This is a genomic window from Streptomyces sp. V3I8 (assembly GCF_030817535.1).
Taxonomy (GTDB): Bacteria; Actinomycetota; Actinomycetes; order Streptomycetales; family Streptomycetaceae; genus Streptomyces.
This window is the reverse complement of record NZ_JAUSZL010000002.1, coordinates 6,260,734-6,275,789: the sequence shown is the minus strand read 5'-3', so window position 1 is coordinate 6,275,789 and position 15,056 is coordinate 6,260,734. Positions and strand designations below refer to the sequence as shown.

The window sequence follows — 15,056 nt, the reverse complement described above, 5'->3', positions numbered from 1 at the left end:
CGTTTTCCGTTTCGGTGGGGGGAGCCGTTTGCTTCCTTACGACGAAGGAGTCGTTCCATGGACATGGCCCTTGAAGTGATCATGCTGCCGGTCACCGACATCGACCGGGCGAAGGCCTTCTACCAGGACAAGGTCGGTTTCCACGTCGACCTCGACTCGGAGGTGATGCCGGGCTCGCGCGTGGTGCAGCTCACACCGCCCGGCTCGGGGTGTTCGATCGCGCTCGCCCAGGGCGTGCCGAGCCCGACGGGGACATCGCAGCCGGGCACGTACCACGGTCTGCAGCTGGTGGTCGCGGACGCCAAGGCGGCGTACGAGGAGCTGACCGCGCGGGGTCTGGAGATCAGCGAGCCCGTCCAGTACGCGCCCCAGGACGGCGGCACGTTCATGCACTTCACCGACCCGGACGGCAACGGGTGGGCCGTCCAGGAGTACCGCGAACGCGCCGCGAAGCCCCTGCACCGGCTGATGGCCGAACTGGCGGCACAGCAGTAGCGGAGCGGGCCCGTCCGGACCGACGGGCCGGGGGCCGGGGTCGGGGGGCGGCGGGGTCGGCGGGGTCGGGCTAGGAAGCCGCCCCGGCGGACCGGCCGGGCCACCGGGTGAAGCGCCGCATCCCGCGTCGCGCGGGCCTGAGCGGCTGGTCCTCGGGAGCGAGCACACCCGGACCGGCGGTCGTCGGCGCCTGTCCCGTGCCCCGCCCCTGCCCCGGGGGCAGGGCGGGAACCGCGGACGGCGCCCGCACGGAACTCCCGCCCTGTGCGAGCCGGCCCTGGACGGCGCGGGCCATGGCCTGGTGGGACGGTTCCAGCAGCAGGCCGCCGGCCGACAGTTGCTCCCACATGCGCAGCAACTCCTGTCCCCGGGTGGCCACCTGTGCCTGGTCCTCCAGTCGCTGCCACGCCGCCGTGGCACGGGCCACGTCGGGCGCCGCCCGGTTCAGGTCGGTGCGGCAGCGGATGCGTGCGACGGTCAGCGCGAGGGTGATGGAGAGGGTGTAGTCACCGCGCAGGTACGCGAGGTACGCCTCGATCGCCCGTGCCTCCAGGGAGAGTTCGTCCTCCGCGCCCCTGCGCAGCGTGAGGTGCTCCCGCAGCGCGCTGGCGAGGACGAACGCCGCGTGCAGCTCCTCGCGCTGCGCGTGCTGGATGACCCGCTCGACCCGGGCGAGCGGGGGGAACGCCGCCTCCTCCGCGGCGGTGCGCTCGTGCCCGGGCGGCAGGTCGTCCTCGTCGGCGATGGTCCGGCTCGACCCGTCGGGGTACACCCGCACGCGGGCCACCTGCATCACGGTCCGGTCGATGACGGTGGCCGCCACCGGCGCGCCCAGGGTCCGGGCGAACATGGCGACGGCGTCGAGGATCGCCTCGTTCGGCGGCCGGGTGCCGCCCATCTGCAGCAGATGGCCGTTGACCACCGTCGACCCGTCCTCGGCCACGTAGGCGTCGAGACGGATCAGCGGCGGTGCGCTGAGCACGGGCAGGTTCCCCTGGTGGCGGGGGACCGGCGAGTTGAACGCCGATGAGGACGACGAAGGGGACGGCGAGGGGGACGACGAGTGGGGCATCCGCTCAGGCTCCAGGTCGGACGACACCGAGGATGGACATGGAGGCGGCCGGCGCGGTCGTGATCGTACGTCCGGGCCGCGGTGCGTGGACGATCTTCCCGCCCCCGATGTACATGCCCACGTGCGTGGCGTCGTTGAAGTAGATGATCAGGTCCCCGGGCCGCGCGGAGGACAGACTCACCCGGGTCAGTCCCGCCCACTGCGCCTGCGACGTACGGGGGATGGGGTGCCCCGCCCGCGCCCACGCCACGGAGGTGAGTCCCGAGCAGTCGTACGCCGAGGGGCCCACGGCGCCCCAGCCGTACGGTTTGCCGATCTGCGCCATGGCGAAGGAGACGGCCTGCGCCGCCGCCCCGGTCGCCTGCGTGCCGCCGCCGACCGAGCCGCCACCGCCGCCGCCACCGCCGTTGTTGTCGGAGCCACCGGCCCCGGAGCCGCCCGCGCCGGTCCCGGTCGAGGTGCCGCCGCCCGCGCCGGAGCCCGTCCAGCGGGCCTCGGCCTCCTTGGCCTTGTCCTTCTCCAGCCGGGCGAGCCTGCGGGCCTCGTCCGCCTTGAGTCCCGCCTCGACCTGTTCGGCCTCGGCGATCTTCCCCTCGATCTTCTTCTTCGACTCGGCCTTGTCCGCGCGGCTGTCCTCGAGCTTTTCCAGCTCCTTCTCGGCGCTGTCGGTCTGCCGGTCCAGTTCCGCGCGGGCGGTCTTCTGGGTCTCGGCCACGTTGACCAGGCTCCGCAGTGCCTGCCGGGCCTGGGACGCATCGTTCAGGGCCTGGTCGGGGTGGTCGCCGAGCAGCAACTGGATGCCCGTGGCGGCGAGGCTGCCCCCGCGGTACTGCGTACGGGCCGCCGCGCCCGACAGCTCCTGCAGCTCGTCCACCCGGTCCTCGGCACGGGCCAGGCCCTTGCGGAGGGACTTCAGCCGCTTCTCCTGCTTGGTGGCCTTCTCGTTCGCGGCGTTGTATGCCTCGGTGGCCACCTCCGCCGTGCGGTAGAGGCCCTCCAGTTCGGCGTGGATCTCCTCGACGGACCTGCCCCGCGGGTCGGGTTCACCCGGAGCGGCGTAACTCGGCCCGGGCATCACGAACATCCCGGACATCAGGGAGATGGCGAGGACAAGGGTCGCTGTGGTGGCGCGGCTCCGCAGCCGTCTGCCGCCGGTCGACACGTTCATCAGCTTCACTCTCAGAGGTCGCGTGCAGGCGGCTCGGACGGACGGAGTGTCCGTCGCGATGGCCACCGCGGTTCACCCGGTGGACCGTTCAAGCCTCGAACACAGTACCTTCCCCCGAACCTCTGCCCCCTATGTCCCCACGGGTGTCAACGTGCCCGTGCGCAACGTTCTTATACCTGTAGGACGACCGACATCAGCGACGGGTTGCGTACGCTAGGAAACCGGCCCATGCGCCTGGGGAGACGGCGAGTTGGGGCCCGCGCCGCGCTTTGGAGTCACGGACGTGGACGGCGCCGGACCGGGCGGCCACCTCGACGCAGTCGCCGCTGCCGCTGCCGCTGCCGCTGCCGCTGCCGCTGCGACTGGACTTGCGCCAGGACAGGGCCACTTCGACGCAGTCGTCGCCCTGCGAGCCGCTGTAACTGCTCTTGAACCAGGCCAGGCCGGACGTGTTCATAGCGCTCCTCGCATTCGCCGCAGCAGGCCCAGCGAGTCCTCGGGCGTCAGGGCCTGTGAACGCATCTTGGCATAGCGCTGATGGAGTCGGCTGATCTCTTCCGGTGCGGTGATGAGCCGCCCGTTCTCCTGTCCTTCGGAGTACCCGAACCACCGGTTGTCCGGGGTCTCCGCCAAGCGCATCGGCCCGTCCAGTCCTGCGTGCACCGGCTGCCGCAGCGGCATGAGTTGGAACTCCACGTTCCAGTGCCGTCCGATCAGGTCGAGCAGGTGGTCGTACAGCTCCTGCGTGACCTCCGCGCCGCCCGTATGCCGCTCCAGGACCGCCTGCTCCACGATGAAACTGAACGCCGTCGGGGGCCTGCGGCTCGTCGCCAGCAATTCGTGCCGAGCCATGCGGGCCGCGATGCGCTCGTCCATCTCCTCCGCGGCGGGAAGCGGCGGCACGCTGAAAGACACCGCTCGCGCGTACCCTTCCGTCTGCAACAAGCCAGGTACCACCCGGCACTCGTAGGTGTACAGGCTCACCGCATCGGCCTCGAACCGCGCCCACTGACGGAACCAACTCGCCAGCCCGGGCCGCCGGGACACATGCCGGGCGGCCCCCCGCAGCGCCCCGAACGCGTCGAGCACCTCCTCCGCCCGCTCGACGAAATCCGGCGGCGGAAAGCGGCGCCCCTGCTCGATGGAGGCCACGGTCGGCAGCGAGTACCGCACTCTGGGCGCGAACTCCTCCTGCGTCAGCCCCGCCCGCTTCCGGAATGCCTTGACCACCTCGCCGAACGTCTTGAGGCTGTCGGACACCTCCGGCTCGCCGCTACCGCTACCGCCACCGCACCCCGGGGCACCCGCCCCACCCACGCCGTCCGCCATCCCAGCCCCTCCGTCGACCCACACCCACCAACTCCACCAAGTCACCTATGGTCACGGACGGTTACCCTTACCGTCCACCGCGTGACCCGTACGCCGGGCCCGCGTACGGGTGGTCGACAGCGCGCGCCGCAGGAGCCGGAGCTGGAGCCGGAGTCGTACTCGGCGGCGAGCGACACGTACCGCGCTCGTACGTCGAGAGTCGCGTCGAGGATCTCCGGAGTGGACGGCGCGAGAACCAGCCGCATCTGCCGGGTCCGCGCCGTGAGCGCACGGAGGATCCCGTCCGCCGCGGCCCGCCCGGCGCGACGACGATCGCCCCGGCCGTGCCGTCGGACAGGGCGCGAACCGGTGCGTGGATGCCGCACGCCTCCGCGTGGCTCGCGTGGCTCAGGAACCCTGGGCCGACTGTCAGAAGTGGCCGGTAGCCTCGGGCGCCATGGGCATTCAGATCGATGCAGTGGTGGGTTACCCGGTCGACGACGAGGTGGAGAGGGTGCTCGGACTGGCCGAGGCGGTCGGGGAGCCCGTCACGGTCACGTTCATGTGGGAAGGGCGTGAAAAGGCGGAACGCGTGGTGCTGGTGCCCGCGGCCACGCTGGCGCTCTGGGAGCACTGGGCCCCCACCGCCTACGCGACGAGGGACGTCGGTGCCGAGAACGGGGCTGTCTCGAAGGAGCCGGAACTGGCCCACCCGGCGGAGTTCGGGGCGTTCACGCTCCTTCGGCGTCGCGTGGGAGGGCGCACGGCGGTCGCCCGCGAAGGCGTGGTGGTCGCGGAGCTCCTGGACCCCGACGAGGCGCACTGGCTCCAGGAGAAGGCCCGCCATGTCCGTCAGGGCTTCATGGATCCGAAGCAGAAGGCGGCGTTCGAGGAGTTCCGTGCCCGCCAGGCATCCCTCGGCGAGAGGTGACACTCGGTCACACCGACGCAAATGCGTGCGGAGGACGTCCGTTCCGCCCCGCTCAGGCCAGCAGGACGTCCTCGCCCGCCGTCACGGGGACGACCTGCCCGGCCGGTGGCGCCTCGGCCTTCACCGGCGTCCCGAAGTCCGACAGTGTCATCGTCGTCACGGCCTTCATGCCGCCGAAGTAGGACAGCCGGGCCTGCACGGCGCGCCCCTTCCCGTCGACCCACACGTCCGCGTAGACGGGCACGTCCTCGCCCAGTTGCTCGCGTACGTCGTCCAGTCCCTGTTTCGTCTTCGTCGTCATCCGGAGCGTCGCGGTGGCATGGTCGATCGTGCCCCGGTAGTGCACCGCGGGGGCGTCGTTCACCTGCTCCTGGCCCTCCTTCGTCACCTGCCGCATCGCCTTCATCTGACGGAGCAGGTGCTCGGGGTCGTTCAGCGGCGCCCGCAGGAAGTAGCGGGTCAGGGCCTCGCTCCGGACGGCCGAGGCCCATGTGCCCTCGTCCACCGCCCGCGAGCCCCGCACATAGACGGTGTCGCCGACGAAGACCTCCTCGACGGGGTCCATGCCGCTGTCCTTGAGACCCACCGTGAGCCGGCCCCGGTCACCCGCCAGGTCGAAGGCGCCGGCGATCGTGAACACGTACGTCGTGGGACTGTCCGTGGACCGCATCTCGATCGTCTCGGCCAGGCGGGCGCTGTCCGCGCTCGTCCTCCCTATCGCGGCGCGCACGGCCGCCCCGTGGTCCACGGTTCTCTTCTCCTCTCCCTCCGAACCGCTGGAGCAGGCGGTGCAGAGCAGGAGGACGGCAACGGAAAAGAGATGGGCGCGGCGCATGGGCTCTCCGAGGAATCGTCACTGCGGCGGGGCGGAGCCCGAAAGGGCCTGTAGATCTTCGCATGGAGCCGGCGACGGGATCCGGGGACGCCGAAACGCCGTCGGGGCCGACGGTCCACGACCGCCGGCCCCCGCGACCAGACCGGCGGAACCCCCGCCGACCCGCCCCTACAGCACCGGCAGGTTCTTCCTCAGCTCGAACGCCGTGACCTCGGAGCGGTACTCCTCCCACTCCTGGCGCTTGTTGCGCAGGAAGTGACATCGGTCCGGAGCGACCTCACGCCATCGACGTAGGCACAACGCCGGCCTGTGGTCGAGCAGTCATCATCGGTCGTTGTTGGTCACTGTGGGCCACCCTTCGACGGCCCACAGACGGCCCGGCGACCTCATGGTCTGCTCCAGCCAGCGACCCTCTTGCTCGTGGTTTGGTCGAAAGCCCTCACAAACCGGCGAGTCGTTACTAGTCTACGACTGTAAGCCTTACCAGGGGGTTGGTTTGTCCACTTTCTTGCGTGCGTTTGACGGATTCTGGCGTCGCCCACCAGCAGAATACGAACACGCAGTGCATAACTATCGAATATCCGTCGACACTAATGTCCTACTCGAACTATATCGATTCACACCCAAATCCCGCGATGAGCTACTGAGCGTCCTTTATCTTCTCAAGGATCGACTATGGGTCACGCATCAAGTCGCATCGGAGTACTACGCCCGCCGCATATCCGCCGTAAAAGATCATCTAGGACTATACAAGACAACCTCGGCAGCACTTGAAGCGCACGAACGCAAGGTACTTCAAGAGGTTAATACTTTCGCAAAAAGGTGCTCTCTCAGCGGCGAGGAAAGAAATAAACTCACCGCCCCAATCAGTAAGGCATTCGCTGACGTTCGAGCTGAAATAGAAATGCACCGGGACACATTTGACCTGTCCCTTGAAACTGTTGTGAACTCCGATCCAATTTTGGCCAGACTAGGTGAGATCTTTGACGAGAGAACCGGTTCAGGATTCGAAGATGGAGAAGCTTCCCAGCTCGTAACTGAGTTCCAGCGGCGCGCCGCAGATGGAGTTCCCCCCGGCTATATGGATGCCGCCAAACCTGAGAATGCTCACGGTGATTTCTTCATATGGGAGCAGCTACTTCGTGACTGCAAGGAAGGTTCACACTCGGTTCTCTTCATCACGAACGACACCAAAGAAGACTGGGTCAGGAAGGAGTCCGATCTAATCGTTGGAGCACGCCCTGAGCTGCTATCCGAGTTCAGGAAAAGGTGCAACGCTGATTTCATGGTGACACAGCTTGGAAGATTTTTGCAGATAGCGAAGAGGGAGCTCGGCGCCGCGATTAGCGAATCAACTGTCGCCGAGGCCGAAAACCCTCCTCTCCGAGTAGGCGCGGAAGATATCTATCGCTACGAGATCCCTGAATCTCAGTACATCGAAATGGTGAGCACACTTCGCGAGTACATAGATATGACTCCCGAGGAAGTCGCAGAGCAAAGCCTGGCGCGACAGCGTCGACACTGGAGGATAATCGACGACGTCGAACGCATCGTCAACCATATAACCAAGAATCCCAGACTGTCTGGCAATGACGTAATTCTACATATGCCCCTCGGGGACTGGCAGCTCGCGTATTCCATGGTGCAAGACAAGCGGAAACGTCAATTCGGCCGTGACGCTCGAGATGATTTCGCAGCACCGCATGAGGTGTCACAAGCTTGGCTACACCTAAGTGCCCTTGAGGATGAGATCAAAACTCTGAGGAATCGGCGCGCCTCGCTATCAGTAATGAAAGAGCGCGAAGATGGCTCATCCCAAGTGCATCTAGCTGAACTTGACAGGCATATTCACACACTTGAAGAGAAACTCGACAGGGCCATTTATCGCATGCGGAATGAGCAACTCAGCGCCAACCAGAGGGAGGGTAAGTGAGTAAGTGCCCATGACTTTTCCGCAAATGGAGTTCATCCACTAACTGGCGGCTGGCCTTCGAGATCATGCTGCCCACGAGTGAGTTTTTACTCCAAACCGCTCTCGCGCGGGCTTCGGTTAGTCATCTGAGACCCCGTAACTCTCGGATCAGGGACCCGGACAAACTGTCCGGGTCCCTCTGCATACCGAGTCTCATACTCGTTCTGACGCAACAGGAGCAAGGTCATCTACCCCGCTTGACCACCTGTTTTGTACGGTGAGGTGGGCTCCTACAAGCAGCAGGAGGCGGCACTAAGAACTCGTAACACGATCTTGCTGGTGTGCAGCGGCTGATCGGGCGGTGGGACCCTTGGGTCGAGCTTAGCCAGGCACCAGTCGATACGTTCTCACCCTTCTGGCTTGCCGTACCAGTAGAGCGTTCAGCATTTTCTGAGGATGGCTCTGCAGTTCCCGTGTTCACGGTCGCTCCGGGTACTTGGTACCTCGCAGTTGAGGAGCGAGGCCCAACACTTGTCATACAAGAGCGGGACGGCCGTCGCGGAGTACTGCAGGACACAACGGGCATCCAAAAAGGTTAAGAGTTGAAGGCGTGACGGCCCAGAGACGGCCCAAGGGCAGTGAAAAGCTGTGGGGCCGACGGTCACTGACCGTCGGCCTCACATGCCGTTGCAGCGGGAAACCCCCGCCGACCCGCCCCTACAGCACCGGCAGGTTCTTCCGCAGTTCGAAGGCCGTCACCTCGGAGCGGTACTCCTCCCACTCCTGGCGCTTGTTGCGCAGGAAGAAGTCGAAGACGTGCTCGCCGAGCGTCTCGGCGACCAGCTCGCTGCGCTCCATCAGCGTCAGCGACTCGCCCAGGTTCTGCGGCAGCGGCTCGATGCCCATCGCGCGGCGCTCCGCGTCCCGCAGGGCCCAGACGTCGTCGTCGGCGCCCGGCGGCAGCTCGTAGCCCTCTTCGATGCCCTTGAGGCCGGCGGCCAGCAGGACCGCGTACGCCAGGTAGGGGTTCGCGCCCGAGTCGAGGGAGCGCACCTCCACCCGCGCCGAGCCCGTCTTGCCGGGCTTGTACATCGGGACGCGCACCAGTGCCGAGCGGTTGTTGTGGCCCCAGCAGATGTACGAGGGAGCCTCACCGCCGGCGCCCGCGGTGCGCTCGGAGCCGCCCCAGATGCGCTTGTACGAGTTGACCCACTGGTTGGTGATCGCGGCGATCTCCGCCGAGTGCTTCAGCAGGCCCGCGATGAAGGAGCGGCCGACCTTGGACAGCTGGTACTCGCTGCCCGACTCGTAGAACGCGTTGCGGTCGCCCTCGAAGAGCGAGAGGTGCGTGTGCATGCCCGAGCCCGGGTGCTCACTGAACGGCTTCGGCATGAACGTCGCCTGGATGTTCTGCTCCAGCGCCACCTGCTTCATGACCAGGCGGAACGTCATGATGTTGTCGGCCGTGGAGAGCGCGTCCGCGTACCGCAGGTCGATCTCCTGCTGGCCCGGGGCGCCCTCGTGGTGCGAGAACTCGACCGAGATGCCCATCGACTCCAGCATGGTGATCGCCTGGCGGCGGAAGTCCATGCCGACGTTGTGCGGGGTGTGGTCGAAGTAGCCGGAGTTGTCGGCCGGGGTCGGGCGCGAGCCGTCCGTCGGCTTGTCCTTCAGCAGGAAGAACTCGATCTCCGGGTGCGTGTAGAAGGTGAAGCCCAGGTCGGAGGCCTTGGCCAGCGCCCGCTTCAGCACGTACCGCGGGTCCGCGAAGGACGGTGAGCCGTCCGGCATCAGGATGTCGCAGAACATCCTGGCGGTACCGGGGGCCTCGGCCCGCCACGGCAGGACCTGGAAGGTCGACGGGTCCGGCTTGGCGATCATGTCGGACTCGTAGACGCGGGCGAAGCCCTCGATGGCCGATCCGTCGAAGCCGATGCCCTCGTCGAAGGCCTGTTCCAGCTCGGCCGGGGCCACGGCCACGGACTTGAGGAAGCCCAGCACGTCCGTGAACCACAGGCGTACGAAACGGATGTCGCGCTCCTCCAACGTACGGAGCACGAACTCCTGCTGCTTGTCCATCTTCCGCTTCCACCCAATCTTGCTGGTCAGGCCGCCTGCTCCCGTCCCAGGGAGGCGGTCGGGCACCTGTGCATCACACCACAACAGCATTTCATGCGCGTTGCGGGCCCCGATCCTCCGGCCGACCTCCGCCCGAACGCCTCACGTACGGCGCATGTACTGCTCCGACGCCCATCTTGCCCCCTGGGCGCCGCACATGAAATGGCCGACCACCGCCGCCTCCCCGCCTCCTCCTCCCTCGTCCCCCTCTCCCCGCCTTCTCCCCGTCCCCTCCCCCACGCTTCCCGCACACTCTATAACTTGCATTTCAGATGCAAGTTTCAATACGGTGCCGTCAGCCGAGCCGAGGAGCCCCGATGCTGTCCGAGCAGTCCGCCGCCACCATCCGCGCCACTCTTCCCGCCGTCGGCGGGGCCCTGCCGGAGATAAGCGACCGCTTCTACGCGGGCCTCTTCTCGGCCCACCCCGAGCTGCTGCGCGACCTCTTCAACCGGGGCAACCAGTCCTCCGGCGTCCAGCGCCGGGCCCTGGCGGGCGCCTTCGCCGCCTTCGCCACCCAGCTCGTCGAACGGCCGGACGTACGGCCCGACACGATGCTGAACCGCATCGCGCACAAGCACGCCTCCCTCGGCATCGCCCCCGAGCAGTACCCGGTCGTCCACACGTACCTCTTCGCCGCCGTCGCCGACGTGCTCGGCGAGGCGATCACGCCGCCGGTGGCCGCCGCCTGGACCGAGGTGTACTGGCTGATGGCGAACGCCCTCGTCGCCATCGAGAAGCGGCTGTACGCGGCCGCCGAGGCGGCCGGTCCGGGTGGCCGGCGCACCTGGAAGGTCGTCGGGCGCGTCGAGGAGACCGCCGACGTGACGACCTTCCTCGTCCGCCCGGCCGACGGCGCCCCGGCACCCGCCTTCCGGCCCGGCCAGTACGTCTCCGTACGCGTCGAACTGCCGGACGGGGCGCACCAGACGCGCCAGTACAGCCTGATCGGCGCGCCCGGTTCCGCCGTGCGCCGGATCGGGGTGAAGCGGGTGCACGGCGGCGGAGCCCCCGACGGGGAGGTCTCCCACCACCTCCACGCGCGTGTGCACGTCGGGAGCACGCTCGAACTGTCCGCCCCGTACGGCGATCTCGTGCTCGACGCCGGGGACCGGACACCGGTGCTGCTCGCCTCCGCCGGCATCGGCGTGACGCCGATGATCGCCATGCTGGAGCAGCTCGTGGCGAACGCGCACAGCGCCCCGGTGACCGTGGTCCACGCCGACCGCTCCCCCGCCGGGCACGCGCTGCGGAAGGAGCACGAGGCGTACACGGCGAAGCTCGCCGACGCGGCGGCGCACTTCTGGTACGAGCGGCCGCAGCCGGGGCACCCGGCCGACCGCACCGGTCTGGTCGACCTCTCCGGAGTGCCGCTCGCGTCGGGCACGCGCGCGTACCTGTGCGGCCCCCTCCCCTTCATGCGGGCCGTACGCACCCAGCTCCTGGAGAAGGGCCTGGCGCCGGCCGACATCCACTACGAGGTCTTCGGCCCGGACCTCTGGCTCGCCCAGGACTGAGAGAAGCAGCCCTGTCAGGGCAGCACCCCGTCCCGGCCCTGGCCCCGGCCGCGACCAAACCCCCGGGCCGGGCCTACCTCATGGTGATGCCCAGCAGCAGCGGCCCCGTCGGGGCGGCCACCATGTCCTCCACCGTCAGCGGGTCCAGCGAGACGTAGAACGCCTCCTGGGCCCGCCGCAGGGCGGCCCTCAGTCGGCATCCCGAACTCAGCGGGCAGGGCGCGGCACCGTCGCAGTCGACAACGTCCCCCTCCCCCTCGAAGGCCCGCACGACCGCTCCGACCGAGGCCGTACGCCCCGCTTCGGTGAGCGTGAGACCGCCGCCCCGCCCCCGCCGCGCGGCGAGGAGCCCGAGGTGCTGCAGCTCGGCGACCACTTTCGCGGCGTGCGTGTACGGCACCTCCATGGCGGCCGCGACATCACGGGTGGTCGGCGTCGTCGTCCCGTCGGCGACGGCGAGCCGCATCAGGACGCGCAGAGCCAGGTCGGTCGATCGCAACAGCCGCATACCAGCAGCGTAAATAATGCGCATCTCTCGTTCAAATTATCCGCCGGGGCCCTGGCCATTCGGCCAATCCCGTGGGCTTCTGGCCTACATCCGCTCCTCCCCCATTACGATCAGCTGACCACTCCACTGCCCCTTTCCCCCAGAAGGACCACCCCATGGGTTCCGCCAAGAAGACAGACACCACGTCGCGCAAGGCGCGGATAGAGGAGATGCGGCGCGCCGAGCAGTCCCGCGAGCGCCGCAACCGGATCCTCACGATCACCGCCAGCGCGATCGTCGTCGCCGGTCTCGTCGCCGGTGGCGCGTTCCTGATCACGTCGCAGTCCGACTCCTCCGACGACAGCGCGGCGAGCGACTCGAAGGCGGCCTCGGGGAAGTTCGTCACGGGCAAGGACGGGGTGAGGAAGTGGAGTACGAAGCTCACCCAGAACCACGTCGCCAAGGACGTGAAGTACCCGATGGAGCCGCCGGTCGGCGGTGACCACAACCAGGTCTGGATGAACTGCAACGGCGACGTCTACGACAAGGCGATCAAGAACGAGAACGCCGTGCACTCGCTGGAGCACGGCGCGGTCTGGGTGACGTACAACAGCAAGGCCCCGGACGCCGACGTGAAGGCGCTCGCCGAGAAGGTCAGGAAGACGCCGTACTCGCTGATGAGCCCCGTCGAGGACCAGCAGGACCCGATCATGCTCTCCGCGTGGGGGCACCAGCGGACCGTGAAGGCGGCGAGCGACCCGGACGTGGCCACGTTCTTCGAGACGTACGTCCAGGGCAAGCAGACACCGGAGCCGGGAGCCGCCTGCACCAACGGTCTGTCGAAGTGACCGGGACCAGGACCGCGGGCTGGATCGGCGGAGCCGCCGCGGCCGTCCTCGTGGCGGCCGGGGCGATCACGTACGCGGTCGCCGACGGCGACGACTCCGGGATGAGGCCTCCCGCGGCCGACTCCGCGGACGCGGGCTTCGCGCGCGACATGTCCGTGCACCATCAGCAGGCCGTCGAGATGTCGTACATCGTGCGCGACCTCACCGACGACGAGGAGGTGCGCCGCCTCGCGTACGACATCGCGCAGACCCAGGCCAACCAGCGCGGCATGATGCTCGGCTGGCTGGACCTGTGGGAGCTGCCCAAGGTGTCCGCCGACGAGCCCATGGAGTGGATGGGCATGGCCGGCATGGGGACCGGCGAGGACGGCGCGCTGATGCCCGGCATGGCGACCGACACCGAGCTGGACGCGCTGCGCAAGCTCGGCGGCAAGGCGGCCGAAGTGCGCTATCTGCAGCTCATGTACGCCCACCACGTGGGCGGTGTGCACATGGCCAAGGGGTGCGTGGAGCGGTGCCAGGTCGGTGTGGAGCGACGGCTCGCGCAGGGCATGGTCCAGGCCCAGGAGTCCGAGATGAAGCTGATCTCGGACCTGCTGGCGAAGCGCGGCGCCGAGCCGCGGAACTGACCCGGCACCGGGCCGGTCGGTCAGCCGGTGGCGGGGGGCGGGTGCCGTGGTGTGTCCAGGACCGCGTCCGCCACGTCCCCGGGGCGGTCGAGCATGACGAGGTGCCCGGCCGGGGCCACCGTCCGGAACGTGCCGCCGAGCCGGTCCGCGAGGCGTTCCTGGCGGTCGAGCCATCGTCGTGAGCCGCCCGCGTACGCGGCAAGCACGGTGACCGGCGCGGCGAGCCCGAGCCGCTCCCGGAGTGAGGCGAGCTCGGCGGCCTGGTCCCGGTAGCTCGCGTTCTCGGCGAGGACGGCCCGGAGGAAGCGGCTGGTGGAGTAGGCGCTCCGGACCAGGTCGTAGGGGGCGGGGTCGTACGCGGCCGGGTCGTACGCGGCCGGGTCACCGCCGCTGCGGAGTCCGGGCCGGTGTCCGATGTGGCGTCCGGCGCGGACGGCGGTACGGCGCAGGAGTGGTCCGAGGGCCCGTGGGAGGCCCGCGCCGGCCAGGAATGTGCCGCACGCGCGCGTGGCCGTGTTCCGCAGGGCCGGGGCCCTTCTCGGGCGCGGGTCCTCCTCGGTGCCGGAGTCGACCAGGACGAGCCCGGCCGTCCGCTCCGGGTACAGCCGGGCGAAGGCCTCGCAGTGGAGACCGGCGAGTGAGTGGCCGACCACAGTGACCGGTGTGCCGATCCCGGTGGCGTCGAGCACGCACGCGATGCGCTGCGCCTCGCCGGTGAGGGTGGGCCACGCGTGCGCGGGCGCGGGGCCGCTGAGTCCGAGACCTGGCCGGTCGAACCGGACGACCGTGCGGTACGGGGCGAGCAGCGGGACGACGGGGTCCCAGTCGAACCAGGACATGCCGAGGCCGACGCTGAGAAGGCAGGCGGGGCCCGGTCCGGAGCCGGTCCGGGGCCCGTCCACACGGATGTGGTGCGGGATTCCCCCCACGCGGACGAAGGTCATGGGCGCGTGCCGCTGTCCTGAAGGGTGGGGGTGGGGGTGGGGGTGGGGGTGGGGACGGGAGCGGGGGCGGAGGCGTGGCTGTCGGGTGGTGGGGAGGCCGCGGCGGCCCGTAGGAGGGTCACGGCCTGTGTGGCGAGCCACACCGCGATGACGCCGACCTGGAGACGCTGGGCGAGGCCCACGCCCCAGCCGTCGTGGCCGCCGCTCTCCAGCGCGGCGATCGCGGCGAGCGTCCAGGCCGTGGCCGCCGGTTCCAGCACCGCGAGGGCGAGGCTCGCGCGGGCCTGCGGGGACGTGGGCGCGTACCGGCGGGCGGTGCGGGTGAGGGCCACCATGGCGACGAGGACGCCGCACAGGGCGAGCGTGCTGCTCAGGGTGTGCGCGGTGTGGGCCGGCGGTACCAGGCCCGCCGTCTCCCTCGCGGCGCAGGCGGGGTCGGTGGTGGGGGTGCAGCTGAGGGGGAGGCGGGAGTCGATCGCGGTGGCCGCGCCGAAGAGGAGCAGTCCGGCCCGGCCGACCCGTGTCCACGGGCTCCTCCCGTGGAGTCCGGTCCGCGGCGCCGTCAGGGCGGCGGCGCAGACGAGCAGGCCCGCGGCCAGGTCCGTCGTGCGGAACAGGGTGCCGTACGGCTGGTTTGTCGCGGCCAGTTCGCTCACGTACGTGTGGGCCGGGGGGAGGCCGGTGTCGAGGACCGCCTCCAGGGTCCAGGCGGAGTAGGTGAGAGCGGCCAGGGTCAGGAGGGTGGCCGCTGTGGCGGTGCGGGGTGTCGTCATTGCTGACCATGGTGGGGGC

15 protein-coding genes and 2 pseudogenes are annotated in these 15,056 nt (G+C 68.9%); 7 read left to right on the top strand and 10 right to left on the bottom strand.

All coding sequences use genetic code 11. From position 1 onward, the window contains the following. The first annotated feature begins 57 nt into the window (after positions 1 to 57). Positions 58 to 495: a VOC family protein gene (locus tag QFZ75_RS27670; protein ID WP_307541110.1), complete on the top strand. Its 438-nt coding sequence runs from the start codon at positions 58 to 60 to the stop codon at positions 493 to 495. Between the two features lie 70 nt (positions 496 to 565). On the opposite strand, the gene QFZ75_RS27665 is transcribed toward QFZ75_RS27670, so the two are convergent. The 4 genes from QFZ75_RS27665 to QFZ75_RS27650 all read right to left on the bottom strand — a co-directional run bounded on the left by QFZ75_RS27665 (position 566) and on the right by QFZ75_RS27650 (position 4,064). Next, positions 566 to 1,477, bottom strand: a complete 912-nt coding sequence (locus tag QFZ75_RS27665) for a hypothetical protein (RefSeq protein WP_307541108.1) — start codon at positions 1,475 to 1,477, stop codon at positions 566 to 568. A 94-nt stretch (positions 1,478 to 1,571) separates the two neighbouring features. Next, on the bottom strand, positions 1,572 to 2,735 hold the full coding sequence (locus tag QFZ75_RS27660; RefSeq protein WP_307541106.1) for a C40 family peptidase: 1,164 nt from the start codon (positions 2,733 to 2,735) through the stop codon (positions 1,572 to 1,574). Between the two features lie 193 nt (positions 2,736 to 2,928). Continuing rightward, a complete protein-coding gene (locus QFZ75_RS27655) occupies positions 2,929 to 3,192 on the bottom strand; it encodes a DUF397 domain-containing protein (protein WP_307541104.1) in 264 nt (87 codons plus the stop codon). Then, a complete protein-coding gene (locus QFZ75_RS27650) occupies positions 3,189 to 4,064 on the bottom strand; it encodes a helix-turn-helix transcriptional regulator (protein ID WP_307541102.1) in 876 nt (291 codons plus the stop codon). Before QFZ75_RS27650 ends, QFZ75_RS27655 begins: the two co-directional genes overlap by 4 nt. Positions 4,065 to 4,500: 436 nt before the next feature. On the opposite strand from QFZ75_RS27650, the gene QFZ75_RS27645 reads away from it, so the two are divergent. Continuing rightward, a complete protein-coding gene (locus QFZ75_RS27645) occupies positions 4,501 to 4,974 on the top strand; it encodes a hypothetical protein (RefSeq protein ID WP_307541101.1) in 474 nt (157 codons plus the stop codon). Positions 4,975 to 5,026: 52 nt separating this feature from the next. On the opposite strand, the gene QFZ75_RS27640 is transcribed toward QFZ75_RS27645, so the two are convergent. Next, positions 5,027 to 5,722 carry a hypothetical protein gene (locus tag QFZ75_RS27640; protein WP_307541099.1) on the bottom strand — a complete coding sequence of 232 codons (696 nt, stop codon included), beginning with the start codon at positions 5,720 to 5,722 and terminating at the stop codon, positions 5,027 to 5,029. A gap of 255 nt (positions 5,723 to 5,977) precedes the next feature. Then, positions 5,978 to 6,064 (bottom strand): annotated as a pseudogene (locus tag QFZ75_RS27635) (glutamine synthetase); the annotation flags it as partial. 307 nt (positions 6,065 to 6,371) lie between these two features. On the opposite strand from QFZ75_RS27635, the gene QFZ75_RS27630 reads away from it, so the two are divergent. Both QFZ75_RS27630 and QFZ75_RS27625 read left to right on the top strand, forming a co-directional pair. Further along, complete coding sequence (locus tag QFZ75_RS27630; RefSeq protein WP_307541095.1) at positions 6,372 to 7,742, top strand: PIN-like domain-containing protein; 1,371 nt, start codon at positions 6,372 to 6,374, stop codon at positions 7,740 to 7,742. A gap of 368 nt (positions 7,743 to 8,110) precedes the next feature. Further along, positions 8,111 to 8,320, top strand: a pseudogene (locus tag QFZ75_RS27625) (hypothetical protein); the annotation flags it as partial. 118 nt (positions 8,321 to 8,438) lie between these two features. Here the strand turns inward: QFZ75_RS27625 and QFZ75_RS27620 are convergent. Continuing rightward, complete coding sequence (locus tag QFZ75_RS27620) at positions 8,439 to 9,800, bottom strand: glutamine synthetase family protein (protein ID WP_307541094.1); 1,362 nt, start codon at positions 9,798 to 9,800, stop codon at positions 8,439 to 8,441. Positions 9,801 to 10,156: 356 nt separating this feature from the next. Here QFZ75_RS27620 and QFZ75_RS27615 point away from each other — a divergent pair, with 356 nt between their 5' ends. Continuing rightward, positions 10,157 to 11,356, top strand: a complete 1,200-nt coding sequence (locus QFZ75_RS27615; protein ID WP_307541091.1) for a globin domain-containing protein — start codon at positions 10,157 to 10,159, stop codon at positions 11,354 to 11,356. 73 nt (positions 11,357 to 11,429) lie between these two features. Here QFZ75_RS27615 and QFZ75_RS27610 read toward each other — a convergent pair whose 3' ends face one another. Next, positions 11,430 to 11,864, bottom strand: a complete 435-nt coding sequence (locus QFZ75_RS27610; protein WP_307541089.1) for an Rrf2 family transcriptional regulator — start codon at positions 11,862 to 11,864, stop codon at positions 11,430 to 11,432. 155 nt (positions 11,865 to 12,019) lie between these two features. Here QFZ75_RS27610 and QFZ75_RS27605 point away from each other — a divergent pair, with 155 nt between their 5' ends. Both QFZ75_RS27605 and QFZ75_RS27600 read left to right on the top strand, forming a co-directional pair. Further along, on the top strand, positions 12,020 to 12,691 hold the full coding sequence (locus tag QFZ75_RS27605; protein ID WP_307541087.1) for a DUF3105 domain-containing protein: 672 nt from the start codon (positions 12,020 to 12,022) through the stop codon (positions 12,689 to 12,691). Continuing rightward, positions 12,688 to 13,320: a DUF305 domain-containing protein gene (locus tag QFZ75_RS27600; RefSeq protein ID WP_307541085.1), complete on the top strand. Its 633-nt coding sequence runs from the start codon at positions 12,688 to 12,690 to the stop codon at positions 13,318 to 13,320. Before QFZ75_RS27605 ends, QFZ75_RS27600 begins: the two co-directional genes overlap by 4 nt. A gap of 20 nt (positions 13,321 to 13,340) precedes the next feature. On the opposite strand, the gene QFZ75_RS27595 is transcribed toward QFZ75_RS27600, so the two are convergent. Next, positions 13,341 to 14,264 (bottom strand): alpha/beta fold hydrolase, encoded by a 924-nt coding sequence (locus QFZ75_RS27595; protein WP_307541083.1) that lies wholly within the window; start codon positions 14,262 to 14,264, stop codon positions 13,341 to 13,343. Beyond that, on the bottom strand, positions 14,261 to 15,037 hold the full coding sequence (locus QFZ75_RS27590; protein ID WP_307541081.1) for a DUF998 domain-containing protein: 777 nt from the start codon (positions 15,035 to 15,037) through the stop codon (positions 14,261 to 14,263). Before QFZ75_RS27590 ends, QFZ75_RS27595 begins: the two co-directional genes overlap by 4 nt. Positions 15,038 to 15,056: the final 19 nt, after the last annotated feature.